Source organism: Halopenitus persicus (assembly GCF_900107205.1).
GTDB classification, from domain to species: Archaea; Halobacteriota; Halobacteria; order Halobacteriales; family Haloferacaceae; genus Halopenitus; species Halopenitus persicus.
Map to the genome: position 1 here is coordinate 57,442 of NZ_FNPC01000001.1, position 26,067 is coordinate 83,508.

At 68.7% G+C, this 26,067-nt stretch carries 31 protein-coding genes and 1 tRNA gene; 20 read left to right on the plus strand and 12 right to left on the minus strand.

All coding sequences use genetic code 11. The annotated features are described in order from the left end of the window. The first annotated feature begins 12 nt into the window (after nucleotides 1-12). A complete protein-coding gene (locus tag BLV25_RS00305) occupies nucleotides 13-1,365 on the plus strand; it encodes a ribonuclease J (protein ID WP_021074250.1) in 1,353 nt (450 codons plus the stop codon). Beyond that, nucleotides 1,362-2,408, plus strand: a complete 1,047-nt coding sequence (gene idsA3 / locus BLV25_RS00310) for a geranylfarnesyl diphosphate synthase (protein WP_092730183.1) — start codon at nucleotides 1,362-1,364, stop codon at nucleotides 2,406-2,408. The genes BLV25_RS00305 and idsA3 overlap by 4 nt, the downstream gene beginning before the upstream one ends. 35 nt (nucleotides 2,409-2,443) lie before the next feature. Here the strand turns inward: idsA3 and bcp are convergent, their stop codons facing one another. From bcp to priS, 3 genes are all read right to left on the minus strand, one after another. Beyond that, complete coding sequence (bcp, locus tag BLV25_RS00315) at nucleotides 2,444-2,923, minus strand: thioredoxin-dependent thiol peroxidase (protein ID WP_021074248.1); 480 nt, start codon at nucleotides 2,921-2,923, stop codon at nucleotides 2,444-2,446. 98 nt (nucleotides 2,924-3,021) lie between these two features. Beyond that, nucleotides 3,022-4,080, minus strand: a complete 1,059-nt coding sequence (locus tag BLV25_RS00320; protein WP_092730185.1) for a DNA replication complex subunit Gins51 — start codon at nucleotides 4,078-4,080, stop codon at nucleotides 3,022-3,024. 82 nt (nucleotides 4,081-4,162) lie between these two features. Then, on the minus strand, nucleotides 4,163-5,326 hold the full coding sequence (gene priS / locus BLV25_RS00325) for a DNA primase small subunit PriS (RefSeq protein ID WP_092730187.1): 1,164 nt from the start codon (nucleotides 5,324-5,326) through the stop codon (nucleotides 4,163-4,165). 80 nt (nucleotides 5,327-5,406) lie between these two features. Here priS and BLV25_RS17175 point away from each other — a divergent pair, with 80 nt between their 5' ends. Further along, nucleotides 5,407-5,553: a hypothetical protein gene (locus tag BLV25_RS17175; RefSeq protein WP_021074243.1), complete on the plus strand. Its 147-nt coding sequence runs from the start codon at nucleotides 5,407-5,409 to the stop codon at nucleotides 5,551-5,553. Between the two features lie 57 nt (nucleotides 5,554-5,610). On the opposite strand, the gene BLV25_RS00330 is transcribed toward BLV25_RS17175, so the two are convergent. After that, nucleotides 5,611-5,892, minus strand: coding sequence for an amphi-Trp domain-containing protein (locus tag BLV25_RS00330; RefSeq protein ID WP_021074242.1), 282 nt, complete (start codon nucleotides 5,890-5,892; stop codon nucleotides 5,611-5,613). A gap of 247 nt (nucleotides 5,893-6,139) precedes the next feature. Between BLV25_RS00330 and BLV25_RS00335 the strand changes: the two genes are divergently transcribed. Beyond that, nucleotides 6,140-6,415 (plus strand): PadR family transcriptional regulator, encoded by a 276-nt coding sequence (locus BLV25_RS00335; RefSeq protein WP_039401960.1) that lies wholly within the window; start codon nucleotides 6,140-6,142, stop codon nucleotides 6,413-6,415. Between the two features lie 104 nt (nucleotides 6,416-6,519). Here BLV25_RS00335 and BLV25_RS00340 read toward each other — a convergent pair whose 3' ends face one another. Next, complete coding sequence (locus BLV25_RS00340; RefSeq protein ID WP_021074239.1) at nucleotides 6,520-6,840, minus strand: hypothetical protein; 321 nt, start codon at nucleotides 6,838-6,840, stop codon at nucleotides 6,520-6,522. Between the two features lie 267 nt (nucleotides 6,841-7,107). Here BLV25_RS00340 and BLV25_RS00345 point away from each other — a divergent pair, with 267 nt between their 5' ends. The 4 genes from BLV25_RS00345 (at nucleotide 7,108) to BLV25_RS00360 (ending at nucleotide 10,232) form a co-directional block, all read left to right on the plus strand. After that, nucleotides 7,108-8,058, plus strand: coding sequence for an HhH-GPD family protein (locus BLV25_RS00345; RefSeq protein WP_092730713.1), 951 nt, complete (start codon nucleotides 7,108-7,110; stop codon nucleotides 8,056-8,058). 132 nt (nucleotides 8,059-8,190) lie between these two features. After that, a complete protein-coding gene (locus BLV25_RS00350; protein WP_176819404.1) occupies nucleotides 8,191-8,718 on the plus strand; it encodes a SprT-like domain-containing protein in 528 nt (175 codons plus the stop codon). 288 nt (nucleotides 8,719-9,006) lie between these two features. Beyond that, nucleotides 9,007-9,579: an NADPH-dependent FMN reductase gene (locus tag BLV25_RS00355; RefSeq protein WP_021074236.1), complete on the plus strand. Its 573-nt coding sequence runs from the start codon at nucleotides 9,007-9,009 to the stop codon at nucleotides 9,577-9,579. An 89-nt stretch (nucleotides 9,580-9,668) separates the two neighbouring features. Next, nucleotides 9,669-10,232, plus strand: a complete 564-nt coding sequence (locus BLV25_RS00360) for a universal stress protein (protein ID WP_092730191.1) — start codon at nucleotides 9,669-9,671, stop codon at nucleotides 10,230-10,232. A gap of 57 nt (nucleotides 10,233-10,289) precedes the next feature. Here the strand turns inward: BLV25_RS00360 and BLV25_RS00365 are convergent, their stop codons facing one another. Then, on the minus strand, nucleotides 10,290-11,366 hold the full coding sequence (locus BLV25_RS00365; protein ID WP_092730193.1) for a biotin--[acetyl-CoA-carboxylase] ligase: 1,077 nt from the start codon (nucleotides 11,364-11,366) through the stop codon (nucleotides 10,290-10,292). Between the two features lie 171 nt (nucleotides 11,367-11,537). On the opposite strand from BLV25_RS00365, the gene cofD reads away from it, so the two are divergent. The 8 genes from cofD to BLV25_RS00405 all read left to right on the plus strand — a co-directional run bounded on the left by cofD (nucleotide 11,538) and on the right by BLV25_RS00405 (nucleotide 17,444). Next, the gene (cofD, locus tag BLV25_RS00370; protein ID WP_092730195.1) at nucleotides 11,538-12,530 is read left to right on the plus strand and encodes a 2-phospho-L-lactate transferase; all 993 of its coding nucleotides are present in this window, start codon (nucleotides 11,538-11,540) and stop codon (nucleotides 12,528-12,530) included. A 41-nt stretch (nucleotides 12,531-12,571) separates the two neighbouring features. Next, nucleotides 12,572-13,480: a tRNA-dihydrouridine synthase gene (locus tag BLV25_RS00375; protein WP_143114365.1), complete on the plus strand. Its 909-nt coding sequence runs from the start codon at nucleotides 12,572-12,574 to the stop codon at nucleotides 13,478-13,480. A 26-nt stretch (nucleotides 13,481-13,506) separates the two neighbouring features. Further along, complete coding sequence (locus BLV25_RS00380) at nucleotides 13,507-14,424, plus strand: triphosphoribosyl-dephospho-CoA synthase (RefSeq protein ID WP_092730718.1); 918 nt, start codon at nucleotides 13,507-13,509, stop codon at nucleotides 14,422-14,424. Further along, a complete protein-coding gene (locus BLV25_RS00385; RefSeq protein WP_021074230.1) occupies nucleotides 14,421-15,125 on the plus strand; it encodes a DUF447 domain-containing protein in 705 nt (234 codons plus the stop codon). The genes BLV25_RS00380 and BLV25_RS00385 overlap by 4 nt, the downstream gene beginning before the upstream one ends. Nucleotides 15,126-15,291: 166 nt before the next feature. Then, nucleotides 15,292-15,489 (plus strand): 30S ribosomal protein S17e, encoded by a 198-nt coding sequence (locus tag BLV25_RS00390; RefSeq protein WP_021074229.1) that lies wholly within the window; start codon nucleotides 15,292-15,294, stop codon nucleotides 15,487-15,489. Between the two features lie 124 nt (nucleotides 15,490-15,613). Further along, nucleotides 15,614-16,852 carry a tripartite tricarboxylate transporter permease gene (locus tag BLV25_RS00395; protein WP_021074228.1) on the plus strand — a complete coding sequence of 413 codons (1,239 nt, stop codon included), beginning with the start codon at nucleotides 15,614-15,616 and terminating at the stop codon, nucleotides 16,850-16,852. Between the two features lie 143 nt (nucleotides 16,853-16,995). Continuing rightward, nucleotides 16,996-17,175 (plus strand): HVO_2753 family zinc finger protein, encoded by a 180-nt coding sequence (locus BLV25_RS00400; protein ID WP_021074227.1) that lies wholly within the window; start codon nucleotides 16,996-16,998, stop codon nucleotides 17,173-17,175. A 2-nt stretch (nucleotides 17,176-17,177) separates the two neighbouring features. Beyond that, nucleotides 17,178-17,444 carry an elongation factor 1-beta gene (locus tag BLV25_RS00405; protein WP_021074226.1) on the plus strand — a complete coding sequence of 89 codons (267 nt, stop codon included), beginning with the start codon at nucleotides 17,178-17,180 and terminating at the stop codon, nucleotides 17,442-17,444. 132 nt (nucleotides 17,445-17,576) lie between these two features. Here BLV25_RS00405 and BLV25_RS00410 read toward each other — a convergent pair. Next, nucleotides 17,577-17,650, minus strand: a tRNA-Thr gene (locus tag BLV25_RS00410). A 111-nt stretch (nucleotides 17,651-17,761) separates the two neighbouring features. Beyond that, nucleotides 17,762-18,370, minus strand: a complete 609-nt coding sequence (locus BLV25_RS00415) for a GNAT family N-acetyltransferase (RefSeq protein ID WP_092730197.1) — start codon at nucleotides 18,368-18,370, stop codon at nucleotides 17,762-17,764. Between the two features lie 167 nt (nucleotides 18,371-18,537). Here BLV25_RS00415 and BLV25_RS00420 point away from each other — a divergent pair, with 167 nt between their 5' ends. The 4 genes from BLV25_RS00420 to BLV25_RS00435 are packed head-to-tail and all read left to right on the plus strand — an operon-like array spanning nucleotide 18,538 to nucleotide 23,027. Next, on the plus strand, nucleotides 18,538-19,671 hold the full coding sequence (locus tag BLV25_RS00420) for a branched-chain amino acid ABC transporter permease (protein ID WP_092730199.1): 1,134 nt from the start codon (nucleotides 18,538-18,540) through the stop codon (nucleotides 19,669-19,671). Beyond that, nucleotides 19,668-21,179, plus strand: coding sequence for a branched-chain amino acid ABC transporter permease (locus BLV25_RS00425; protein ID WP_256335614.1), 1,512 nt, complete (start codon nucleotides 19,668-19,670; stop codon nucleotides 21,177-21,179). Before BLV25_RS00420 ends, BLV25_RS00425 begins: the two co-directional genes overlap by 4 nt. Continuing rightward, a complete protein-coding gene (locus BLV25_RS00430) occupies nucleotides 21,172-22,161 on the plus strand; it encodes an ABC transporter ATP-binding protein (RefSeq protein ID WP_092730720.1) in 990 nt (329 codons plus the stop codon). The genes BLV25_RS00425 and BLV25_RS00430 overlap by 8 nt, the downstream gene beginning before the upstream one ends. Continuing rightward, the gene (locus BLV25_RS00435) at nucleotides 22,158-23,027 is read left to right on the plus strand and encodes an ABC transporter ATP-binding protein (RefSeq protein WP_092730201.1); all 870 of its coding nucleotides are present in this window, start codon (nucleotides 22,158-22,160) and stop codon (nucleotides 23,025-23,027) included. The genes BLV25_RS00430 and BLV25_RS00435 overlap by 4 nt, the downstream gene beginning before the upstream one ends. A 72-nt stretch (nucleotides 23,028-23,099) precedes the next feature. Here BLV25_RS00435 and BLV25_RS00440 read toward each other — a convergent pair whose 3' ends face one another. The 4 genes from BLV25_RS00440 to BLV25_RS17180 all read right to left on the minus strand — a co-directional run bounded on the left by BLV25_RS00440 (nucleotide 23,100) and on the right by BLV25_RS17180 (nucleotide 26,067). Next, nucleotides 23,100-24,434 (minus strand): ABC transporter substrate-binding protein, encoded by a 1,335-nt coding sequence (locus BLV25_RS00440; RefSeq protein ID WP_092730203.1) that lies wholly within the window; start codon nucleotides 24,432-24,434, stop codon nucleotides 23,100-23,102. Between the two features lie 104 nt (nucleotides 24,435-24,538). After that, nucleotides 24,539-25,099 (minus strand): CBS domain-containing protein, encoded by a 561-nt coding sequence (locus tag BLV25_RS00445; protein WP_039401980.1) that lies wholly within the window; start codon nucleotides 25,097-25,099, stop codon nucleotides 24,539-24,541. A 102-nt stretch (nucleotides 25,100-25,201) separates the two neighbouring features. Next, nucleotides 25,202-25,519 (minus strand): DUF5785 family protein, encoded by a 318-nt coding sequence (locus BLV25_RS00450; RefSeq protein WP_021074218.1) that lies wholly within the window; start codon nucleotides 25,517-25,519, stop codon nucleotides 25,202-25,204. Nucleotides 25,520-25,722: 203 nt separating this feature from the next. Continuing rightward, a complete protein-coding gene (locus BLV25_RS17180) occupies nucleotides 25,723-26,067 on the minus strand; it encodes a hypothetical protein (protein ID WP_176819405.1) in 345 nt (114 codons plus the stop codon).

Below are 26,067 nucleotides of genomic sequence, written 5' to 3' on the forward strand. Positions count from 1 at the left end.
GGGAACACGACTATGGAAATCGAAATCGCAACAATCGGCGGATACGAAGAGGTCGGTCGACAGATGACGGCGGTCCGAGCGGGCGAGGACATCGTCATCTTCGACATGGGCCTGAACCTGAGTAAGGTCCTGATCCACGACAACGTGGAGACCGAGAAGATGCATAGCCTCGACCTGATCGACATGGGCGCCATTCCGGACGACCGCGTGATGTCCGAGCTCGAGGGCGACGTGCAGGCCATCGTGCCGACGCACGGCCACCTCGACCACATCGCCGCGATCCCCAAGCTCGCCCACCGGTACGACGCGCCGATCGTCGCCACCCCCTTCACGATCGAGCTCGTCCGCCAGCAGATCCAGGACGAGGGCAAGTTCCAGGTCGACAACGACCTGGTGAAGATGAACGCGGGCGGCACGATGGCGATCGGCGACTCCGAACAGGTCGAACTCGAGTTCGTCAACGTCGCCCACTCGGTCATCGACGCGATCAACCCGGTCCTGCACACGCCCGAGGGCGCGGTCGTCTACGGGCTCGACAAGCGAATGGACCACTCGCCGGTCATCGGCGACCCGATCGACATGGACCGGTTCCGCGAGATCGGTCGCGAGGGCGAGGGCGTCCTCTGTTACATCGAGGACTGTACCAACGCCGGTCGGAAGGGCCGAACGCCCTCCGAGTCGGTCGCGCGCGAACACCTCCACGACGTGATGCGGTCGGTCGAGGATTACGACGGCGGGATCGTCGCCACCACCTTCTCCTCGCACATCGCTCGGGTCTCGAGCCTCGTCGAGTTCGCCCGCGAGATCGGCCGTCAGCCGGTCCTGCTGGGCCGGTCGATGGAGAAGTACTCCGGCACGGCCGAACGGCTCGACTTCGTCGACTTCCCCGGCGACCTGGGGATGTACGGCCACCGGAAGTCGGTCGACCGGACGTTCAAGCGGATCATGAAGGAGGGCAAGGAGAACTACCTCCCCATCGTCACGGGTCACCAGGGCGAGCCGCGCGCGATGCTCACCCGGATGGGTCGCGGCGAGACGCCCTACGAGCTGGACGACGGCGACAAGGTCATCTTCAGCGCCCGGGTCATCCCGGAGCCGACGAACGAGGGCCAGCGCTACCAGTCCGAGCAGCTCCTCCGGATGCAGGGCGCCCGCATCTACGACGACATCCACGTCTCGGGCCACCTGCGCGAGGAGGGCCACTACACGATGCTGGACGCCCTTCAGCCCCAGCACGTGATCCCGGCCCACCAGAATCTGGAGGGGCTCGCACCGTACGTCGACCTGTGCCGTTCACAGGGGTACAAACTCGACCGTGACCTCCACGTCACGGAGAACGGAAACGTCTTCCAGCTGGTCGAATGACGAACGACGCGACGGAGGCACGGGTTCTGGACGCGGTTCGACAGCGGCGCGAACTCGTCAACGCCGCGATCGACGAGGAGCTCCCGCTGGCGGAGCCCGAGCGGCTCTACGAGGCGTCCCGGTACATCCTCGAGGCCGGCGGCAAGCGGCTCCGTCCGACGGTCGTCCTCCTCGCCGGCGAGGCGATCGCCGACGTCGCCCCCGGCTCCGTCGACTACCGGTCGTTCCCGACGGTGACGGGTTCGACCGTCGACCTGCTGCGGGCGGCGGTGTCGATCGAGGTCATCCAGTCGTTCACGCTGATCCACGACGACATCATGGACGAGGACGACCTCCGGCGGGGCGTCCCCGCGGTCCACGAGGCCTACGACACGTCGACGGCGATCCTCGCCGGCGACACCCTCTACTCGAAGGCCTTCGAGATGATGGCCGACACCGGATCCGACCCGGTCGACGGGCTCGAGGCGATGCGGCTGCTCGCCTCGACGTGTACGAAGATCTGTGAGGGCCAGGCGCTCGACGTCGCCTTCGAGTCGCGCGGCGAGGTTCTGCCCGACGAGTACCTCGAGATGGTCGAGCTGAAGACCGCCGTCCTCTACGGCGCGGCCGCCGCGACCCCGGCGGTCCTGCTCGGCGCCGACGACGAGGTCGTCGACGCGCTCCACCGGTACGGGATCGATTCGGGCAGCGCCTTCCAGATCCAGGACGACGTGCTCGATCTGACCGTTCCCTCCGAGGAGCTGGGCAAACAGCGCGGCTCCGACCTCGTCGAGGAGAAGGAGACGCTCATCACGCTGCACGCGCGCCAGCAGGGCGTCGACGTCGACGACCTCGTCGACGCGGAGACGCCGGCGGACGTGACGGACGCGGAGATCGAGACCGCCGTCTCGGCGCTCGAGAAGGCCGGATCGATCGAGTACGCGCGGGGGAAGGCCCAGGAGCTCACCGAGCGGTCGAAGCGCCACCTCGAGGTCCTGCCGGACAACGAGGCCCGCGAGACGCTCGCCGAGCTGGCCGACTATCTGATCACGCGCGGCTACTGAGCTGCGGCGTCGCCTCGACGCACACACCGCTATTCTTACGCGCGGTCGTCCGCGCGTTCGTTCGCGACGTCCTCGAGGATCGCCTCTGCGTGGTCCTCCGGGTCGACGCCCTCGTAGGCGAGGACGATCTCGCCCGCCGCATCGACGACGTAGGTGTTGCGGAAGACGCCGTCGACGACGTTCCCGAACACGTTCTTCTCGCCGTAGGAGTCGTAGGCGCCGGACACCGTGCCGTCCGCATCCGACAGCAGGTGGAACGGCAGGTCGTACTTGTCGGCGAAGTCCGCGAGATCGTCGACCGGATCGTCGCTGATTCCGACGACAGCGACGTCGGCTTCGGCGAACCGGTCCCACGCGTCGCGGAACCCGCAGGCCTCGGTCGTACACCCCGGCGTGTCCGCACGGGGGTAGAAGTAGACGACGGTGTAGTCGGCGTCGATCGACTCGAGCGAGACCGTCTCGCCGTGCTGGTTCGGCAGCGAGAACGACGGGGCGTCGGTACCGGGGTCGAGCATACCCGCTCCTCGCCGGCCGGCGGCAAAAAGCCCGCCGTTCGCGGTTCGGCGGGCGTGTTTGAGCGGCCGTGATTCGAGTGGGCGCCGTTTGAGCGGGGCTATTCGATCTGCTCGGCCGCGTCCCGCTCCAGCAGCGGATCGGCGTTGGCGGCCGGCAGCGTCACCACGTCCTCGCGTTCGAGGTCGTACTCCCGCTCGTCGACGCCGAGGATCTCCCCGACGTCCCGGGTGATCCGAACGACCGTGCGGTCGAGGTCGGTCCCGTCGTGGCTGCGATCGTCCGCGGCGGTCCCGTCGTGACTGCGATCGTCCGCGGCGTCGCGGTCGCGGTCCACTGCGGCGTCCTCGCCGGCCCCGTCGGGTCCGGTCTCGGTGCGGCTCTCGACCGTGCGGTCCCCGGCGGCGCCGGCCGTCTCCGCTCCGGAACCGTCGTCGACGGTCGCGGCGGCTGACGGGGACGGTTCCGCGCCCATCGCCTCGGCGAGCGCCCCGCCGTCGTCCGTGTGGCCGGAAGCGGAACCGACGGCGGGTTCCGCCGCGGCGTCCGACGGAACCTCCGACCCATCGTCATTCGGCTCCGTCGCGGGGTCCTCCGGCGGAACAGGCTGGTTGGAGTCCTCCCGCCGGTCGGTGTCAGCGGATCGCGTCGCCGGGTCGGTCTCCGAACGGGCCGCGTTCGCGCCGCCGTTCGTTTCGACGGCGTCGGCGGGCGGGCCGGCCGCGGCGTCCGTCGGCTCCGACGCGTTCGAAGCCGCCTCCGTGACCGACGCCGATCCGGTGAGGACGTCGAGAACCGAGGATTTGTTGGCCTCGATGCGGGCTACCAGGTCCTCGAACAGCTCGCGTTCCTGGGTCGTCATCCCCTCGCGCTCGACCGGCATATCGGCCGCTGCGAAGGAGGCGAGTTTGACGACCTTCCCCACCCGACGTTCGTACAGCGCCTCGGCGACCTCCTCGGCGGTCTCGACCTCGTCGGACATCCGGCGTACGTCGTCGTCCGAAAACGGGTTCTCGACGCGCTCGGCTCGCCGGTCGCGCGCGGCGCGGAGGTCGGCGATGTAGGCGGCCACGTCCTCGTAGAACGTGTCGCGGAGATGCTGCAGGCTGTCCTTCCGGCGTTCCTTGGCCTGCACCGATCTGAGTTCGTCGAGGTTCATCGTGCGTGGTCGTTCGTCGTCGAAAGCATCGTGCGTTCGTCGTTCGTCGGTCCCTTCTCGAGCGGTCCGGCCATCCCGGCGGTCATCGTTCCGGGGCCTTGCTGGCGTCGCCGCGCGCCATCAGGAACACGCCGACGTACTCGGGGACCGTGTTCGTTCCCGCCTCCACCATTACGGCGTCGCCGTTTAACTCTACCGTCGTTTCCTCGGCGCAAGTGATCGCGATCGTGCGGCCGGTGAACCGGTCGGGAACTGCATCCACGAGCGGGTCGAACGCGTCGAGCTCCGTCCGCGGGATCCGGCATACCTCGAGCCCGCTGCCGCCGTGGAGCGTGCCGGGGACGCGAATGAGCCGATGCGTGTCCGTCGTCACCGGCTCGTCCACCGGGGCGGTCCGGTCGGCGGTCACCTGCGCACACAGCGCCGAAACGAGCCGGCGAACGCCGGGGCCGCCCGCCTCCAGATTCCCCTCCCGAACCGCGTCCGGGTTCCGGCGAAAGGCGCCGAGGATCGTCTTCGCGCGTCCCTCGCCGATGCCGTCGAGTTCCCGGAGCCGATCCAGCGCGTCGTCCTCGTCCAGCTCCCTGAGGTCGTCCGCGTACTCGACGAGCGCCTCGTGGACGCGCCGTCCCCAGCCGCCCTCGGTCCGGAGGACGCGCTTGGTCGTCCCCCGTTCCTGTTCGGTACGGATCAGGCCGTCGACGTCGAGGTCGATCGCCCGAACGTAATCGACGATCTCGCGTCGTGCCTCGCTGTCCAGTTCGAGGACGGCCTCGTCGCGGACGTGGACGTGATAACCCCGACCGCCGGAGAAGACGATCTGGAGGTTCTCGAATCCGAAGTCGTCCTCGAGGAAGACGAGCAGCCGCTGGAGCGCGTCCTTGCAGGCCGCCAGCATCTCGGCGTACGTTGCAGCCTCGGGATCGACCGACGGCAGATGGTCGGCGTCGAGATCGAAGACCAGATCCGCCCGGCGCCAGCCCTTTTTCCCCATCGTCGAGACGCCCGGGTCGTCGTAGCGCGCCGCCGAGAAATAGGCGTGTCTCGGCGCGGTCTCCCGGAAGAACGCCTCGAGGTTTCCCAGGTCCAGCAGCGACTGGTGGCGGACCATCGTCGTTCCGCTCCCCGGCGTCCACGGGATGTGGCCCCACTCGCGCTCGTTCGCTCCGGGGGGCGGCGACAGCGACGTGTCACGGTAGTAGTCGCCGAAGCGGCCGCGGAGGTACTCGCGCGTGCGGTCGTCCATCGCTCTCGGTCGGTAGCACCGGTCGGCGTAAAGTCGTTCCGTTCGCCGGACCTATGTCGGTCCCGGACGACCGATCCCGTATGCGCGAGGAAGAGGAGATCCGCGAGCAGTACGAGTTCCTGACGGAGCACCTCGAGGACGAGGAGATGCGTCACGAGGGGGTCAAGGAGATGTTCACCTACTACAAGCGAGCGCTCGGGTGGGTGCTGGAGGAGGAACACATCTAGCGCGGCGGCGGGGCCTCGAGGGAGGTCGGTCCGCCCGTAGTCGACACGACGACGAAGTCACTCGATCGACAGCGACGGCTCCGTCCCGTCCCCGTCCGCGCCGACGTCCCACTCGATCTCGAACTCGACGCTTTGCTCCTCCGACCCGCTCCCGGTTTCACGTTCGACCTGCACCTCGAAGGTCGCCCGCGGCGGCACCGTCAGCGACACCGACTCCTCGCCGGCGGCGAGCGTGACCGGCTCGCCGGCCTCGAGCTTGTCGGCGACCGCCCTGAGTGACGCTGCGATCGATTCACGGGATTCGACCGATTCCGTCGCGAAGATGGTCTCTTCGGGCATACCAGGTCTCCGTCAGCGATCGTATAAAAGGTGGCGTCGCTCCAGTCGCCGCCATCGGGACGGTCGCGAGCGCCGTTCACGTCGATCGGGCAGCATTATATATGTCTTCTGACTGCCGGAGTAGTCACGCAGTTGGTGGTTTGGATAGCATCCAAACCCGTGATTCACCGGGACGCACTCCGGATATCGATCGCCGATCCGATATATTTATCAGATATAAAGATATAATGTTGAATCGAATTCATAGATGTACGATCTGACAGGATTCCAGCGGGACCTGCTGTACGTGATCGCTGGGCTCGACGAGCCGCACGGACTCGCGATCAAGGAGGAACTCGAGGACTACTACGAGAAGGAGATCCACCACGGCCGTCTGTACCCGAACCTCGATACGCTCGTCGAGAAGGGGCTCGTCGAGAAGGGCCAACGCGATCGCCGAACGAACTACTACACGCTCACGCGTCGCGGCCAGCGGGAGATCGACGCCCGCCAGGAGTGGGAAGCGCAGTACGTCGACGTCTAACGAGGAACCGGACACCAAACGTGAACGGCTTCAGCGACCCGATCACCGCGATCAGGGCGTGAGGCCAGCTTCTACAGGCGGCAGGCCGAGGGCAGTACGGCAGTTCACATTCGATAGCGACGCTCGTCGTCCCGTTGGGGATACTGTGACTCGCCGGCCATCTCGTCGACCGACATTCCCATCAGATACTCGTCGTAGGAGACGTCGTACCCGTTCCGCAGTTGGAAATCGAGGTCGCCGGTGTCGACGGTCGTACGGAACAGCGCGTGGATCCCTCGCCGGACCAGTTCGTCGGCGTCGGCGCCGGTCGCCGCGAGCAGCATCGCCAGTTCGGTTCGCGTCTCCCGGTCGAGCTCGACGTCGATCGACTCGCCGAGTTCGCCGTACGTCTCCTCGACGTCGGTCGTCAGGTCCTCGAGCGTCATAACTTTCCGCAACGGCCCGGCTCCGAAACCGCTTTCGGATCGGCTGCTTGTCGTGCGCCTCGGCGTCGAGGAATACTGATCGGGCAGTCGACGACCCGCGATCCCGACGTCCGTTCTCCGTTCGACAGGACCCCTGCCGGATCGATATCCGATCCGAACCAATCGATCGCGACGCGACCGACCCCACGGCGCGGCCGCTCTCCTTGCTCTTTATAAGTGCCCGCGGCCACAACGGCACGTATGACGAGTTCCGGGGATGACACCGCGATGGCGGGCAGTTCGAGCGGAACCGAGGACGTCGAACGTCCCGCCGACGTCGATCTTCCCGCGAACCTCGAGGACGTTCGGTCGGCGCTCATCGAGTGGTACGAGGCCGACCATCGCGAGTTTCCGTGGCGGGAGACCGAGGATCCCTACGCGATCCTCGTCTCGGAGGTGATGAGCCAGCAGACCCAGCTCGACCGGGTTCGCCCGGCCTTCGAGGCGTTCCTCGAAGAGTGGCCGACGGCCGCCGAGCTGGCCGCGGCCGACAGGAGCGACGTGGTGGGATTCTGGTCGACCCACTCGCTCGGCTACAACAACCGCGCGAAATACCTCCACGAGGCCGCACGGCAGGTTCACGAGGAGTATGACGGGGAGTTCCCGCGGACGCCGCAGGAGCTCCAGGAGCTGATGGGCGTGGGTCCGTACACCGCCAACGCGGTCGCCTCCTTCGCGTTCAACGCCGGCGACGCCGTCGTCGACACGAACGTCAAACGCGTGCTGTACCGCGCCTTCGACGTTCCCGATTCGGACGATGCCTTCGAGCGCGTCGCTTCACTCCTGTTGCCCGACGGCCGGTCCCGCGTCTGGAACAACGCGATGATGGAGCTCGGCGGGGTGGCCTGCGGGACGACGCCGCGATGTGACGAGGCGGGTTGCCCGTGGAGAGAGTGGTGCAGCGCCTACGAAACCGGCGACTTCACGGCGCCCGACGTCCCCACGCAACCCAGCTTCGAAGGGAGCCGTCGACAGTTCCGCGGACGGATCGTCCGGCTCCTCGGTGAGCAGGAGGAGATGGAGCTGGACGCGCTCGGCCATCGGATCCGTGTCGACTACACGCCCGACGGCGAACACGGACGCGACTGGCTTCGCGGCCTCCTCGCGGATCTGTCCGACGACGGGCTCGTCGAGGTTCGCGAACGCACGGACCGAACCGTGGTGCGACTCCGGGAGTGAGGAATGTCGGAACGACCGTCGGACTCCGGTGTCGACGGTGGTACCGGAGTCGGAACCGACGGCGATACCGAAGTCGAAACAGGCGGCGCTCTCGATGGGTGCACCGATGGCGACCCCGGGGACGGGCCTCGCGTGGAGGTCGGGAGGTACCGGATCGGGACGGACGCGACGCCGGCTGAGTTCCTCGCGACCGCGCGGGTCTACGCGCGGGCGGTCGCCGAGACGCACGATCTGACCGTCTCCGTGGGCGAGTTGGAGTGGGAGGTCAGCCGGCGCGCCAAACGGCGCGCCGGCGCGGTGCGACATCGGGACGGCGAGCCGAAGGCGGTCGTCCTCGCCTGGCTACAGTTCCGTAACCGCGGTTGGCGGGCGACCGCGGCAACGATCCGACACGAGCTGCTGCACGTCCACCTGCTGAACGAGCGCGATGACCCGAGCCACGGGCCGGCCTTTCGGCGCCTGGCGCAGGCGCTCGGAACGCACGTTCGCTGCGACCGGTTCGTCGACCCGACGTGGTGGGTCCGCTGTACCGACTGTGACGCCGAGCTCGCGCGCTATCGACGCTCGAAACTCGTCAAGAACCCCGATCACTATCGCTGCGGGGAGTGCGGCGGTCGGTATCGGGTCGTTCGGGCGGACGACGCCGACGGAGAGGAGTAATCGGGACCCGAAACCGGCCGCCGGATCGTGAGATGAGCGGCCGCGGCGACGATGATGAATGACGAGCAGTCGGCGCGAAACCGGATCGATGGCGTTGGAGAGTCGTCTCGCGACGGGGCGCCGAACACCCGCCTCGGCCGTCGCGAGCGGCGGTCAGGTCACGGGGTCGCTGCGTCGGCATCCGGGATAAACGTCCGGTCGGATCGCCGGCGAGCCCGAGACGTCGGACTGATCCGGGAACGGGGTACCAGCCCCCGAATTTTTGTACGCCGCGGGAGGGGAGACGATATGGACGATCCACACGTCGTCGGCGTCGTCGGCAGCCTCCGATCGCGGAGTCGAACCCGCGTCGTGGTTCGGACCGCTCTCGAGGGTGCCGACACGGCCGGTGCGACGACGGAGCTGCTCGACCTTCGCGAGTACGACCTTCCGCCGTTGAACCCCGACGTGGACGACCAGGGCGACGGCGCCGCGTTTCGCTCCGCAATCCGTGATGCTGATGCAGTCATTCTGGGAACGCCGATGTATCACGGATCCTGTTCGGGCGTGCTGAAGAACGCCCTCGACCACTGCGGGTTCGAGGAGTTCGAGGGCGTCACCGTCGGGCTGGTGGCCGTCGCCGGCGGCTCGTTCCCGATCACGGCGCTCGAGCACCTGCGGTCGGTCTGTCGCGCGCTCGACGCGTGGGTGCTCCCGTATCAGGCCGCGGTTCCGCGGGCCGGATCCACGATCGACGGCGGATCCATCACCGATCGCGACCTCCGCGAACGCGTCGAGACGCTCGGCGACCGGGTGGTCGCCTACCGGTCGATCGAGCCGGAGCCGTCGACCTTCGAGAGCGACCAGAACAAGGGTGCGTGACCGGTCACCGGGGGAATGCGCGCGGCCGAGAACCGGCAAAACGTGCAAACAGTTATCCCTCCGTGTTCAGTACGTTGTGACGAGTTCCCATGGCACTCTACGATCGGATCCTGGTCCCGACCGACGGATCGCCGGAGGGGGACCGGGCCGTCGAGCACGCGCTTCAGCTGGCGACGATCCACGGCGCCAGCGTCCATACGTTGTATGTGATCAACGTCTCGAGTTACGCCGGACTTCCGATGGAGTCGTCCTGGGAGGGCGTCGACGAGCTGTTGCGGTCCGACGCCGAGTCGGCCGTCGAGGAGGTCCGGTCGATAGCGGCCGACTACGACGTCCCCGTCGAGACGGCGATCGTCGAGGGATCGCCGAGCCGGGAGATCATCGATTACGCCGAGGAGGAGGGCTGTGACGTCATCGTGATGGGGACCCACGGGCGCGGCGGGATCGACCGGCTACTGCTGGGAAGCGTCGCTGAGAAGGTCGTCCGCGGTTCGTCGGTGCCGGTGCTCACGGTTCGTCTCGGCGAGGCGGACGGGGCGGAGGCGGCCGACGCCGCCGGCACGACGGGCGCCGCGGAGTCGCCCGAGACGACCGACGCGGACGCGAACTCGGCCGACGGTCCGTCCGGCTCGGAGGCCTCGGGAAGCGGGTGAATCCGGGGCCGCAGTGAGGGGAGGGAGCGGTAGGCGTCTGCGGTAGCGTCCGGGCAGTCACTCGACCGGACGGAGGTGTTCACAGTCCCCGGCGAGCACGGTTTCGGTCCCGTCGTCGGTCTCGAGGACGAGCGCGCCCGGGAACTCGACGTCGACCGCGGTTCCCTCGACGGTCCCGCTCGCCGTTTCGACCCGGACCGATCGGCCGATCGTGATCGCTCGATCGCGCCACTCCGCGAGCACGGAGTCCGGATCGGTCGTCAGTTCGTGGAACCGCTCGAGCAGCGTCTGCGTCACGTGCCGCCGGTCGACGTCCTCGCCGACCGCCGCGCGGAGGCTCGTGGCGCCCGGCGGGAGGGCCGCGGGGTCGACGTTCGCGTTCACGCCGATCCCGACGACGATCCACGAGACGCGGTCGGCTTCCCCGCGCATCTCGGTGAGGATCCCGGCGAGTTTGGCCCCGCCTCGGGCGTTCTCGTCCCGGTCGTCATCGTCCGTATCGTCCCGGTCGCCTTCGTCCGCATCGTCCCGGTCGCCTTCGTCCGCATCGTCCCGGTCGTCCTCGGGCCGATCGTCCCCGTCCCGGTCGTTCCCGTCCCGATCGGCGTCGGTCTCGGGGACGAGGACGTCGTTGGGCCATTTGATCCGGGCGTCAACCCCGGCGTCACGGCAGGCGTCCGTCGCCGCGACCGCCGCCGCGAGCGTGACGATCGGCGCGTGGGCGGGCGGCAGGTCCGGGCGGATCACCACGGAGGCGTAGATCCCGCCGGACGGCGCCGTCCAGTCCCGGTCGAGCCGACCGCGGCCGCCGGTCTGCTCGTCGGCGATCACGGCGACGTCGGTTCGCCCCGCCTCGGCGAGTTCGCGGGCCCGATCGTTGGTGGACCCGATCGCGTCGTGGAACTCGATCCCGTATGGAGCGTCCGATCCGTACCGGATCGCTGCCGCTCCGTACGTCGGCGCATCGGTCACGACGTATCCGTCATCCCCGCTCTCGATCTCGAATCCCCGGTCCCGAAGCGCCTCGACGTGCTTCCAGACCGCAGCCCGGGAGACGTCGAGCTGCTCGGCGAGATCGGGGCCGGAAACGGGTCCCGATTCGAGCGCGTCCAACAGCGCGCGACGAGTGTCCATACGGTCTCTGATCGACGCGGCGAGATAGTGGTTCCGCCGTCGGGCGTCGGCGATGCGCCGTCGGTTGTCGAGGAATGCACCGTCGGTCGCGGTCGGGTGTCCGCCACCCGCCGCACGGATTGACCGACCCGAGGACGGAGCATACAAGCCGTCCCCGCCCGACCCGACCGTATGGTCACGTTTCTCGCCGGCGGCACGGGGACGCCGAAGCTGTTGCAGGGGGCGACCCGCGTCTGGGATCCGGGATCGATCACGGTCGTCGGCAACACCGGCGACGACGTCGAGATCGGCGGTCACCTCGTCTGCCCGGACGTCGACACCGTCCTCTTCTGGGGCGGCGACGTTCTCGACCGCGAGACGTGGTGGGGGATCGACGGCGACACCACCGCGACGCACGCCGAGCTCGACCGGCTCGCGGCCGCCGCCGGTCTCGAGACGGGGCCGCGGTATCTTTCCGACGAGGCCCAGACCGCCGGCCGTCGGATCGCGAACTGGCGGCGGTTCTCCGGCGTCGCCGAATTCCTCGAGATCGGCGACCGCGACCGCGCCGTCCACATCACGCGAACGAGCCTGGTCGATGAAGGGCTGTCGCTGACGGAGGTCACGCGAACGCTCGCGGACGCGTTCGACCTCGCGGTCGACCTGCTTCCGATGTCCGACGACCCGGTCGCAACGATCGTTCACACCGACGCGGGGCCGCTCCACTTTCAGGAGTACTGGGTCGCCCGTCGTGCGACGCCGACCGTCGAGGACGTCGAGTTCCGCGGGGCAGACCGGGCAACGCCCACGGAGGCCGTCGAGGCCGCCCTCTCGGAGCCGGTCGTGATCGGGCCGTCGAATCCCGTGACGAGCATCGGGCCGATGCTCGCGCTGCCCGGCGTCGAGGCCGCGCTGCGGGAGACGCCGGTCGTCGCGGTCTCGCCGTTCGTCGAGGACGACGTCTTCTCGGGACCGGCCGCCGATCTGATGGACGGCGTCGGCTACGATCCCAGCACCGCCGGCGTGGCGGCAGCCTACCCCTTCGCAGACGCGTTCGTCCTCGACGATGCCGACGGGACCGACCTCGACCGCGATGTCGTTCGGACCGACACCCGCATCGAGGACGGCGACGACGCCGAACGCGTGGCTCGTGCCTGTCGATCCGCACTCGAGACGGGTCGGTGAACGATGGGGTGAAATGGATGGCTCCCGAGGAACACGATGAGATGGATCGGGACCGTGGCGAGAGAGCGCCGAAACGCCGAAAGCCGGAGCCGGAACGCCGAAAGTCGGAGCCGGAACCGGAATGTGGCGAAACGGCTCCCTTCGATCCGCCGGTGGCGGTCGCGAGCCTCAGCGGCCGGTCCGACGCGGCGTGGGCTCGAGCCGCGGCCCCGCACGTCGGCTGTGCCGTCCTCGGCGGGATCGCGGTCGATCCGGCCAGCCGGGCCGCCGCGCGCGACCTCGTCGACCGCGGTCGCGAGGAGTTCCTCCCGTCCGATCCGGTCGCGTTCGTCGACGCTCAGCTGGACGCCCTCGCGGACGTGCCGCTTCGGCCGGCCGTCAACGTCCGGAGCACGACGGCCGCCCCGATCGAGCGCGTCGCGGGGATCTGTGCGACCCACGGCGCGATCCTCGAGGTGAACGCCCACTGCCGCCAGCCGGAGCTGCGTGCGGTCGGCTGCGGCGAGGCGTTGCTTGCCGACCGGGACCGGCTCTCGGAGTACGTCGCGGCGGCCGCGGACGCGGGCGCGACGGTAAGCGTGAAGGTCCGGGCGGAGGTACCCGGCGTCGACCTGCCTGCCGTCGCTCGGTCGATCGAGGACGCCGGCGCCCGCATCCTCCACCTGGACGCGATGGATACCGAACGCGCCGTGGCCGACGTCGCGGCCGCGACCGACCTGTTCGTGATCGCCAACAACGAGGTTCGCGGCCGCGAGAGCGTTCGGGAGTACGCCGCGTACGGGGCCGACGCGGTGAGCGTCGGGCGCCCGAGCGACGAGCCGGCCGTCCTCGAGCGCGTCGCCCGCGCGGCGGCCGAGTTCGTTTCGGAACCCGGATCCGGCTCAAACCGTAAAACCGGAACCGGATCACGAACCGATTCACCGCGAAATCCGGAGGATGCGTCGCCGTGACCGGGAACGGTTCCGAGAGCGGGCGGGTGGTTTCGGACGAGGCGAACCGGCCCGGCGACCGCGACCGAGCCACGCTCCCGGAGGACGCCTCGCGGACGCCGGCCGAGAACGCGCAGTTGGCGCTGCTGCTCGAGGTCGCCGGCACGCCGAAGCCCGGCAACGTCGACCGGGCGCGTGACCTCGAGGACCTCCGGTTCGAGCACTTCCTCGCGGGCGCGATCGGAGCCGGCGAGGGACTCCGTCGCGCCGAGCGCGGCGCCCGCGTCGGGGTCGCGTTCGAACGCGCGGTCGCCGGGATGAGCCGCCAGTCGGGCGGGAACACGCAGTTCGGCTGTCTGCTCCTGCTCGTCCCGCTCGTCTCGGCCGCGGCTCGGGAACGCCTCACCGCCGACGGTCTCGAGCGCATCGTCGCCGACACGACCGTCGCGGACGCGGTGGCGTTCTATCGGGCTTTCGAACACGTCGACGTCGCGGTTCGCGATCCCCCGGCGGATCTGGACGCTCTCGACGTTCGTCGCGGGTCGGCCGCCGCGTCCACCCTCAGGGACCGCGGTCTGACGCTCGCGGACGTGCTGGCACTGTCGACCGAGACCGACTCGGACGACCGGATCCCTGACTGGAACGCGGTCGAGTGGACGACCGGCTTCGAGCGAACGTTCGCGGTCGCCGACTCGATACGGAACGGTACGGGACCGGTCGGCGACCGCGTCGCCCGGGCGTTCATCGACCTGCTCGCCGACCGGCCGGACAGCCTCGTGGCGACCGCCCACGGCCCGGCAGTCGCGCGGGAGGTTTCCGAACGCGCCGCTGCCGTTCGGGGCGATCCCGAGGCCGCGAACGAACTCGCGGACGCGCTCGTCGAGGAGAACATCAACCCGGGGACGACCGCCGACACGGTCGCGGCCGGGATCTTCGTCGCGCTCGAACGGGGGCTGTCCGTGTGACCCGATCCGATGACGGGGACGGGATCGTCGATCCGGAGCGATTCGATCCCGAGGACGAGCGGACGCGCGTCCTTCCCCGAACGACGGGGAACGACTGGCCGGTCGACCTGCAGGGCGTGACCGAGACGGTCGTCGCGACGCGCGGTCCCGACGGGGCGTGGAATATGGCGGCGCTTGGCGTTCACGCTCCGGGTCGGGACGCGTCCGACGCTGGGGCGGACGAAGCGAGTGCGGCTCCGACCGCACGAACCTACGGCCGAACGCGGACCCGGCGGAACGTCGAGCGCACCGGTCGCGGCGTGATCCAGTTCACGAGCGACCCGCGGGAGTTCGTCGACGCGGCGCTGACGATCGACGAGCGATCGGATCCCCTGCTGGCGAACGCGGACGCGTACGTCGAGGTCGAGTTCACGCGCGTCGACCGCACCGTCGAGGCCGGCACCGAGATCCACGCCTGGGCGCTCGAACCGGTCGCGGGACGGATCCTCGAGGAACGAGTCCCCCGGACGAATCGGGGATTCGGCGCGGTCATCGACGCGACCGTCGCCGCGTCGCGGCTCGACGTCGAGGGGTTCGACGAGGACGAGCTGTGCGGCCGGCTGCGGTATTTCGCCGACACGGTCGACCGCTGTGGCGGGCCGCGGGAGCAGGCGGCGTTCGAGCGCATCGACGACGCGACCGGCTGGCGCGATCGATGCTGATTGCCGGCCTCGCCTGGCGCCAGGCGAGCAGACGCCGGACGAGCAGACGCCGGACGCGATCGATGCTGACCGCCAGGCGCGACCGGCGTAACGAGCCACCGTACGGCCGAACGGGGCGCTCGTGCCGGAACGAACCCTTTTAGTTCGCGCCGCCGGTACCGCCGGTATGGCCATCAAACCCAAATACATCAAGCAGCTGGGGAACGTCCTCATCCAGGAGTACCCCGACTCGTTCAACACCGACTTCGAGACGAACAAGGAGAGCGTCGAGGCGCTCACGACGGTCGAGTCCAAGGGCGTCCGAAACCGGATCGCCGGGTACGTCACGCGGAAGAAGGCCCAGTCGGCCGCCTCCGCGGCCTAACCGTCGGCTCTCATCCCCTTTCGACCCGACTCCCCCTCCCGGACCGTTCTCCGACCGCCCGACGGTCGATCGTGGCGCGTTTTCGCCCAGGGTTTATCCCCGAAGCCGCGGCCATCTCGCCGGGATGGACCCCGTGCTCCGGCCGGTCGTCGACCCGACGTTCGCGGTCGCCGCGCTCGCGTTCGTGGCCGGCGGCGCCGCTCTCGGGACGGTCAGCGGACTGATACCGGGGTTACACGCGAACAACTTCGCGCTGGTGCTCGCCGGCGCCGCGCCGAGCATCCCCGCGGACCCGTTGCTGGTCGGCTGCGCGATGCTCGGCGCGGGCGTGGTCCACACGTTTCTCGACGTCGTCCCCTCCCTCTCGCTTGGCGTTCCGGACGCCGCGATGGCGGTCGCCTCGCTGCCCGGCCATCGGCTGGTGATCGCCGGCCGGGGCCGCGAGGCGTTGCGGCTCTCCGCGGTCGGATCGGGACTGGCGGTCCTGATCGCCGTCCCGCTGGCGGTTCCGGTCACGTGGGTGATGGTCCACGCATACCCGACGATCCGGGCGAACATCGGGATCGTCCTCGCCGCGGTCGTCGGGTTCCTCCTCGTGACCGAGTCCTCGCGGCACGCCGCCGTCGCCGGCTTCGGCGTGTTTCTCGCCAGCGCGCTTCTGGGATCGGTCACGCTCGACGTCGATCCGAACGCGCCGCTTTCGACCGGCGGGATGCTCGCGCCGCTTTTCACCGGCCTCTTCGGCGCGCCGGTTCTCATCGACGCCATCGACGGCGCCGGCGTTCCGCCCCAGTCGGACGCCCGGATCGCGATGGACCGTCGGCCGCTCGGCATCACGGCCGCTGCGGGGTCGTTCGCGGGGGCGATCGTCGGCTATCTGCCGGGCGTCTCGGCGGCGATCGCCGCGACGGCGGCAACCCCCCTCGTGCCACGCTCGGATGCCGACCGGGGATTCGTGGTCGCCACGAGCGGCGCGTCGACGAGCAACACCGTCTTCGCGCTGTTCGCGCTCGTCGCGCTGGGCGTGCCCCGAACCGGCGTAATGGTCGCAATGGAGGAGGTTGCCGTCCCGTTCGCTCTCCCGGTTCTGCTCGCTGCGACCGCCCTCGCCGCCGGGATCGGGTTCTGCGTGCTGCTTCTGGTCGGCGACGCGTACCTCCGGATCGTCGGCAGAACCGACTATACCCGGCTCTCGCTCGGTGTGCTCGTCTTTCTCGTCGGGCTCTCGTTTCTGTTCGCGGGGGTGGTCGGCGTCGGTACGCTCGTCGTCGCCGCGGCGTTGGGGCTCGTGCCGCCGCGGGTCGGCACCCGGCGCGTCCATCTGATGGGGGTGTTGATCGGCCCGTTGCTGCTGGGATCGTGACCCGACGATACCGTGACCCAACGCCACCGTGACCCAACGAGTGCAGCGTCGTAGCACGGCCACCGGGCGGTACGGCTCCGGGAATCGATCCCGACCGGATGCAAAGAACAACGGTTAAAAGTCGCGCACCGGTTCATCAGAGTATGAGCGACAGTCAGCAGCAGGCGGCCACTCAGTGCGTCTCCTGCGGGATCCAGGTCGCCGGGATGAACGCCGCCCGGTTCGATTGCCCCGAGTGCGGCACGAACATCAGCCGGTGCGCGAAGTGCCGCAAGCAGAGTAACCTGTACGAGTGTCCCGACTGCGGCTTCCGGGGGCCCTAACGATGGGTGACGTCGCGGCCAAGATCAAGGTGATGCCGAACGGTCCCGAGGTCGACCTCGACGAGCTCCAGGAGCTGCTCGAGGACTCGCTCCCGCAGGGCGCGAAGATCCGCGGGTTCGAACGCGACGACGTCGCGTTCGGCCTCGTCGCGCTGCTGCCGACCGTGATCGTCCCCGACGACGCGGGCGGCACCGAGGCCGTCGAGGAGGCGTTCAGCGGCGTCGAGGGCGTCGAATCCGTCTCGGTCGAGAACGTCGGCCGCCTGTAACGCCGGCCGTTCGCCTCGATTTTTCGTCTCATCGGCCGTCAGCCGAGGGGTTCTCTGACGCCGGAGTCGTCGTTTCAGCACACGACGACGCCGGCCGTCAGTCAAAGCTGCTGATCAGTTGATCGAAAAACGAGCCAGGGCGGGGATTTGAACCCCGGAAGTCTCGATTACAAGTCGAGTGCATGAACCGCCCATGCTCCCCTGGCACGGGACCGGATTGTCGACCCTCCTTTGAGTCAGTATCGGTTTTCCGGCCGAACCGGTCCGCGTCGTCACCGGGTTCCGCATCGAACGCGGGGTTCGCGGCCGGTCGTCGGTCACCGGTCGGGAAGTTTCTTCTCGAGCTCGACACGGTGGAGTTCGTACCCGCGTCGGCGGTAGAGGCGGCGCGCGTCGACGTTGCTCGCCATCGCCTCGATCCCGACGACATCGACTCCTGCCGCCGCGAGCCGACGTTCCCCGCGATCGAGAAGCGACGAGCCGATCCCACGGCCACGGGCTCCGGGTTGGACGAACAGCGCATCGACGAACCCCCGGTCCGCGTCCCGTTCGTAGGACCCGCGTTCGCGGGAAACAAGCACGAAACCGACCGGATCGTCTCCTGAAGATGCCTCCCCCGGGGGAGCATCCTTCGTCGGCCGCACCCGCGCGAGAAAGACCTCCTCCGAGACGATGCCCTCCGCGAGCCTGTCTCGCACGACTTGCGCGTTGGGTTCGACGCGGAGGTGTGAGCCCGCCTCCCGTTGATCGCTCGCGAGCGCGAGCCACAGGTCGACGAGCGCATCGAGCTCCGCCATCGTGGCCGCGACGACCGTGTGCTCCGGTTCGTTCTCGCCCGTTTCGCACTCGCCAGTCGCTTCGTTCTCGTCGTCCGCCTCATCCCGGTCGTTCGTTCCGTTCCGGTCGTCCGCTTGTCGTTCCGTCATTGATCAGTCCGTCCGTCGGATCGGCGTTCCCGATCGCGGTCGGGTGAAGCGACCGCGGAGGTGATCCGGCCGACCCGCCACGATCGACCGTGGTGTGGTACCATCATTGACCGAGAGCGAAGAGTTATTTACGCCCGACGTACCCAAGTATCGTGTGAACCTAACGCATGGGCCTTACTAAAGCACTCGATCGAGGGCGAGAAACCGTCCGCGGACGCCCCCTGATACTCATCACGTGGCTCGCCGGCGTGCTGCTCGCGCTCGATATCCTCGCCAGACTCGCGGGCGTCGAGATCGCGCTCGCCGCCGGGCGGAGTTTCGGCGGGTCGATGTCGGCGGCGCAGTTCGGCAACCTCGTCTGGAACGGGGTGATCGTCGGGCTCATCTTCGGGCTCGCCGGGATCGGCCTTTCGATGACCTACAGCATCCTCAACTTCGCCAACTTCTCGCACGGCGACCTCCTGACCACCGGCGCGTTCACCGGCTGGGGCGCCGCGCTCCTGATCGCCGGTTGGGGGCTCGCCGAGACGGGCTCGCTCGTCCTCGTTCGGGCTGCCGGGGGGCCGAGCCCGAACGAGATCGGCGCCTCGGTCATCCAGGCCCCGATCGCGATCGTGATCGGCGTCGTCGTCGCCGCCGTCGCGACCGTTCTGGTGACCGTGGCGATCGACCGCGCCGTCTATCGCCCGATGCGCGACCGCGGCGGGATCCCGCTGCTCATCGCCAGCATCGGCGTGGCGCTCGCGCTGCGGTACGTCGTACAGTTCGTCTTCGGCTCCCGGAGCCGCGGCGTGACCGCGACCGAGGGCGTTCGAACCACGGTCGCGGGCGTGGGCGTCAACCTCCACGAGCTGACCCTGTTCGTCGTCGCGCTCGTCCTGATGGTCGGAATGCACCTCCTCCTCCAGCGGACCAAGCTGGGGACGGCGATGCGGGCGATGGCCGACAACAAGGACCTCGCGCTCGTGACGGGGATCCCCACGGAGCGGGTCGTCACCGCGACGTGGGTTCTCGGCGGCGCGCTCGCGGGCGTCTCGGGGTTCCTGTACGTGCTCGAGCGCGGAACCATCGAGTTCAACATCGGCTGGTTCCTCCTGCTTTTCATCTTCGCCGCCGTCATCCTCGGCGGGATCGGATCGATCTACGGCGCGATCGCGGGCGGGCTCGTCATCGGGCTCGTCCACGAGGTCTCGCTGGTCTGGATCTCCGGCGACTTCAACGCGGCCGCCGCGTTCCTGATCATGATCCTCGTGCTACTGTATCGCCCCGAGGGGCTCTTCAGCGGGGTGACCACCGCGTGACCCATCGCCTTCGTCCCGACGGCGGTGCTCGTGGATCGGGCGACGCTGATCGCGAACCGAGCGGCGTTCGCGGATCGGGCGGCGATGCCTCCGGTTCGGACGACGACGATCGCGGATCCGGTGACGGCGGCCGCGGAACGCCACGCGGGAAGTCGGCCGCCGGCGCCGTCCGGGACGCGGTCGAACGGACGCTCGGCGGCAACGACCTCGCGGTCGTGCTCGCCACGCTGGGAGCCATCTATCTGCTGTTCACGCTGTTCGTGCTCGTTGCCAACGACTTCGAGATCACGACGAGCACGATAAACGCGATCGCCAGCACGCTCCGGCTGCTCACGTTCTTCGCCGCCTCCTATGCGGTCCTGGCGCTCGCGTTGAACCTCCATTGGGGATACACCGGCCTGTTCAACATCGGCGTCGCCGGATTCATGGCGGTCGGGGTCTACACGATGGGGCTGCTCTCGTCGCCGCCGGACGCGACTTCCGGGATGGGGCTCGGGCTCCCGCTCCCGATCGGGATCATCGGCGGGATGGTCGCGGCCGCGCTGGTCGGACTGATCGCAGCGCTCCCGGCGCTGCGTCTCGAGGCGGACTACCTCGCGATCGTGACGCTCGGGCTCTCGGAGATCATCCGCCTGACGATGAACTCGGGCCAGCTCTCGAGCTGGACCGTCGAGACGTTCGGGTTCGGCACCGGCGGCGGTTCCGGGCTCAACCTCCCCGCCCGCCCGACGGACGCGTTGTTCGAGGGCGGCGCGGGCGAGGCGCTGCTTGCGACGCTGACCGGGATGGGGGTTCGGCGGTCGATCGTCGTCGACGCCGCCTATCTGTTCGTCGTGATCGCGTTCGTCGTCGGGGTCTACTGGCTGCTCTCGCGGGTGGGAGCCTCGCCGTTCGGTCGCGTTCTCAAGGCGATCCGCGACGACGAACTCGTTGCCCGGTCGCTGGGGAAGGACACCAGACTGTTCAAGATCAAGGTGTTCATGCTGGGCTGTGCGCTGATGGGGCTTGGCGGGATCCTCTGGCAGGGCTCGTACGGATACGTCAACCCCAACTCGTTCCGGCCGATCGTCACCTTCTACGTCTTCGTCGCGGTCATCATCGGCGGCTCGGGGTCGAACGCCGGCAGCATCGTCGGGTCCATCCTGTTCGTTGGGCTGCTCTTCGAGGGACCGCGGCAGTTCGGCGGGATCGTTCAGAACGCGATGGAACTGGGCGACGCGCCGGCGACGTTCGCCGGCGCGGTCGGTCCGCTGACGGGGCTCGACCCGACGCCGCTGCTCGCGTACGGCCTCGAGAACATCAGCGCGCTCCAGTTCGTTCTCCTCGGCGTGGTCCTGATCGTGATCATACAGCGACGACCCGACGGCGTCCTCGGGCACCGAACCGAAACGGCCGCCGCGGTCGACCTCGGGGAGCGTCCCGCTGCCGGAGCCGCCCCGGACGCGAGCCGCGACTCGGCGACGGACGCCGGGTCGGCGTCCGGTTCGGGAGGTGACGCCGATGAATAGCGGCGTCGACGCCCCTGACGAGGAGGCCTCGGAGAACGGCGCGGCGTCGGCCGGGAAGGCGGACGACGCGGACGTTCCCGACGCGGTCGACGTCGTCGGCGTGGACGAAGCGGTCGCCGGCGGGAGCGACGAGTCGGCTGCGGACGGAACGACTCACGAGCCCGAGACGCAGGATTCGGCGGTCGAACGGCGCGCGGCGGAGACGCCGCCGGACGTCCGGCTCCAGGTTCGGAACCTGCGAAAGTCCTTCGGGGGGGTCGTCGCCGTCGACGACATGAGCTTCGCGGTCGAGGCGGGGACGATCACCGGATTGATCGGCCCGAACGGCGCGGGCAAATCGACGACCTTCGACTGCATCACGGGCGCACACGAGCCGGATGGGGGGACCGTCCGGTTCAACGGCGAGGACATCACCGGGCTTCGGCCGGACCAGATCGCCAGCCGCGGGCTGGTTCGAACGTTTCAGATCGCCAGGGAGCTTCCGGAGATGACGGTCCTCGAGAACCTGATGCTCGCGCCGCCCGACCAGGTCGGCGAGCGACTGTGGCGCTCGGTCGTCCCGGGCGCACGCAGGGGCGTGGTCGAACAGGAACGGGCCCTTCGGGACCGCGTCTGGGAGACCCTCGAGTTCTTCGAGATCGACCATCTCGCCCGGCAGGAGGCGGGGGCGTTGTCCGGCGGCCAGCGGAAGCTGCTGGAGATGGCCCGTGCGATGATGACCGACCCGGACCTGCTCCTGCTCGACGAACCGCTCGCCGGCGTGAATCCGACCCTCGAGGAGAAGCTGCTCGACCGGATCCACGACCTGCGCGACCAGGGATACACGTTCCTGATCGTGGAACACGACATGGACGTCATAATGGACCACTGTGAACACGTCATCGTGATGCACCAGGGATCGCTGCTGGCGGAGGGACCGCCGGCGGAGATCCGGTCGAACGAGCGCGTCATCGATGCGTACCTCGGGGAGGACCTCGAATGAGCGACGCAGCGGGCGACGACCGAACGGGCGACGAGACGGACGTTCAAGCGAGCGACGGCGAGACGGACGTCCAAGCGAGCGACGGCGAGACGGATGTCCGATCGGACGTTGACGCGAATGACGTTCGAGCGCGGACCGACCCCCGCGCGAGCGCTCCGGAGGACGCGATCCTTCGGGTGCGGAACCTCGATGCGGGCTACGGCGACCTGCAGATCCTGACCGACGTCGACCTGGACGTCGGCGACGGCGAGTACGTGACGATCGTCGGCCCCAACGGGGCTGGGAAGTCGACCGTGATGAAGTCCGTGTTCGGGCTGACGACGCACCTGGGCGGGACGATCACCTTCCGGTCCGAGCCGATCCACGAGCTCCCGCCCGAACGGATCATCCACCAGGGGATCAGCTACGTGCCGCAGTCGGACAACGTGTTCGCGGGGCTGAGCGTGCGCGAGAACCTCGAGATGGGGGCCTACATCCTGGACGAGGTTCCCGAATCGCGGATCGAGACGATCTACGACCGGTTCCCCGTCCTCCGTGACCGGCAGGGACAGAAGGCGGGCACGCTGTCGGGCGGACAACGGCAGATGGTCGCGATGGGTCGCGCCCTGATGTTGGATCCTGACCTCCTCCTGTTGGACGAACCCTCGGCCGGGCTCGCGCCCGACCTCGTGCAGGACATGTTCGACCGCATCGACCGGATCAACGACGACGGGACGGCGGTCCTGATGGTCGAGCAGAACGCGAAGCAAGCGCTGCGCCGCTGTGACCGCGGCTACGTGCTCACGCAGGGACGGAACGCCTACACCGACGCCGGCGACCGGCTGCTCGCCGACGAGGAGGTCCGCCGGAAGTTCCTCGGCGGGTAGCGGCCACACGACGTCCGACGGCGGGCGGCGGGACGGACTGGCGGTCGTCAGTACTCGATCCCGACCGCGTCGTCACTCGATCTCGATCGTTTCGACGTTCACGACCTCGCCGTCCTGGTAGCGGAAGACGTTGTACGAGACCGCCTGCATATCGCCGTTATCGTCGAAGTTGACCCGCGAGGACGCGCCCTGGTAGTTGATCGCCTCGCCGTTGGCGGCCATCGACACGCCCTCCGCGAGGTTCTCGGGCGTGATCTCCGTCCCGTCGGGGTTGGCGACCGCCCGAAGGTTGTCGCGGACGTCGGTCCCGGAGGGATCGGCCGCGTCGGCCGCGGCGCTCGCGAGAATGATGACCGCCGCGGCGTCGTAGGCGTGCGCGTTGAACACGCCCGGCTCGGTGTCGTACTGCTCCTGATACATCTCGACGAACCGTTCGTTGCCGGGGCCGCTCGACCCGGGCGAGGTCCCCCAGACGTTGTTCATCGGGTTGCCGACCTCCTCGGGCAGCGTCGAGTCGTTGAGGCCGTCGGTGACGAGGATCGGGACGTCGTAGTCGCTGGCGTATTCGTTGTAGTAGTCCCGGAACAGCGTGATCCCCGACTGCGGGAAGCCGACGACCATCAGGATGTCGGGGTTGTCGTTGAGCGCCTCGCTGATCTGTGAGGAGTAGGACGCCTGCTCGGGCGCGAAGGAAACGCGGTTGACCGCCTGGCCGTCGTTCTCCTCGAAGCCGGCGACGAACTCCTCCTCGAGCGCCTGGCCGTAGTTGTCGTTGAGATAGAGCGTGCCGACCGTCGACGCCTCGAAGCGGTCGACGGCCAGGTCCGCGAGCACCGGTCCCTGGAGCGCGTCGGACGGACACGTCCGGTAGATGTAGTCGTCGTCGTCGAGGTCGGTCACCGCCGGCGCGGTCGACGACGGCGAGATCCCCACGATCCGGTTCGGAATGTAGACCTGCTGTGCCACCTGGAGGTTGACGTTCGACGCCGCGGGGCCCACGACCGCGGGCATCCCCGCGTTGACGAGGCCGTTCGCCTCCGAGATCCCCGTCTGCGGGTTCGTCTGCGTGTCCCCCGTCTCGGTCTCGACGGTGAACTCCGTCTCGCCCTCGAGCTGGTGTGCCGGAAGAAGCGCTCCGTCACGGATCGGTCCGCCGAGACTCCCCAGATCGCCGGTTTCGGGCATCAGAACGCCGTAGTCGATCGTCGCTCCGGCGTCGCCGTTGCCGCCGCCGTTCCCGTTACCGCCGCCGTTTCCGTTGCCGCCGCCGTTCCCGTTGCCGTTCCCCCCACCGTTGCCGTTACCGCCGCCGTTACCGCCGCCGTTGCCGGCACAGCCGGCGATGGAAACGATGCTGACTCCGGCCGCACCCTGGAGCACGTCGCGTCGTCGAATGTCGCGTGTCATACCGGTTTGGTACAATGACGCAATGTATTATAAAACTGCGGTTAAAACACCCGAGATACCGCCGTTCTCCGGGGTTTCCATCGGTGACGGACGCCGCGCGCCGCTCAGACCTCCTGACAGTCCGGACAGACGAGTCGGCCGTCGTGATGCTCGAGGGTCGCCGACAGAGTGCCACAGACCTCGCAGATGCTCTGTGTCGGTTCCGCCTCGTTCCGTTCGGCATCCCGTTCCAGGGACCTCGACCGCCGCTCCCCGTTCGCTCCGGGCTCGGCGTTCTCGAGCCGCTGCGTCGGCCGGGAGGCGAGCACGTCGTGCTCGGTGAGCACGCCGACCGCTCGCCCCTCCTCCGTGACGATCAGCCGGCTCGTTCCCTCGGCGATCAGCCGCTCCTCCGCGGCGTCGATCGGTTCGCCAGCCTCGATCGTCGGCGCCGGCGGACTCATCACCTCCCCGACCGTCGTCTCGTCCGGGTCGGTTCCCTCAAGGACCGCCGCGAGGGCGTCGCGCGGCGAGAGACAACCGACGGGTTCCTCGCCGCGAACGACCACGAGGCAGTCGGCGGGTTCGGCCACCAGCAGCGCCGCGGCCTCGCCGAGCTCGTCCGACTCGCTGACGCCCAGGAACTCCCTGTGCATCACGTCTCGGGTGGTGGTACCATTGTGCATACTGGTAGATCGGACGTGTCCGTGTAAAACCTACCTCCAGTACAGTTAACACGGATGGGAACCTATCTCACTGATCGGCGCGTCGAACCGACCTGGGGCCGGTCAGGCGTCGGCGCCGACGAACGTCTCGGCGCCCTCGTAGAACCAGTAGCCCGCCTCGCGCATCGCCCGGCCGAGCTCCCGGTGGAACTCGACGAAGTCGGCGAACTCCTCCCGATCGACGTTGTCGAAGATCTCCTCGACGGAGACGACGGTCTCGTAGTCGATCCGGACCGGATGGTCGCCGTACTCCTCGACGTACTCCGCGGCCGACAGCGGGAAGTCCTCCTCCTCGTCGATCTTCTTCGCGAGGACCGCGTGGCCGTACTTCCGCTTGCCCTCGCTCCCCTCCTCGCCGTCGGGGTCGTGTGGCCAGTCCATACCCCGGTTTCGCGATCGGGTGGCATAGTCGTTACGTTCCTGTCGATCCCGCATCGGATCGATTCCGCGTCGGGGCGATCGCGCGTTCAGTTGATCCCGCGTTCGCTCGATCCCGCGTTCAGTCGACTCCACGCCCGACCGGCGAACGTGTCGCCCTCGACGGACGTGTCGCCCTCGACGGACGTGTATCCTCGGCGAACGGGTCAGCGGTCGAGACCGCCCCGTGCTTTGACCCGCATGATCTGCCGGACGTTTCGGTAGATCTCCTCCGGCGAGGTGTCTTCCGTGGGGTCATACAGGTCGGAGACCCGATAGAGGATCGCCGCGACCTGCTGGCTCTCGGAGCTGTCCCCGCGAACGTCCTCGGCGACCGCCCGGAGGGCTCGCCGCGTTTCCGCGGCGTCGTCAGGGATCGCGTGAGCGTCGGGCGTCGCGTCGGCGTCGGTGGCGTCGGACGTCGCGTCGGCATCGGTGGCGTCGGACGTCGCGTCGGCGTCGGTCATCACATCCGCGCGGGCGTCCGCATCCGCGTCCTCGTCGCCCGTCAT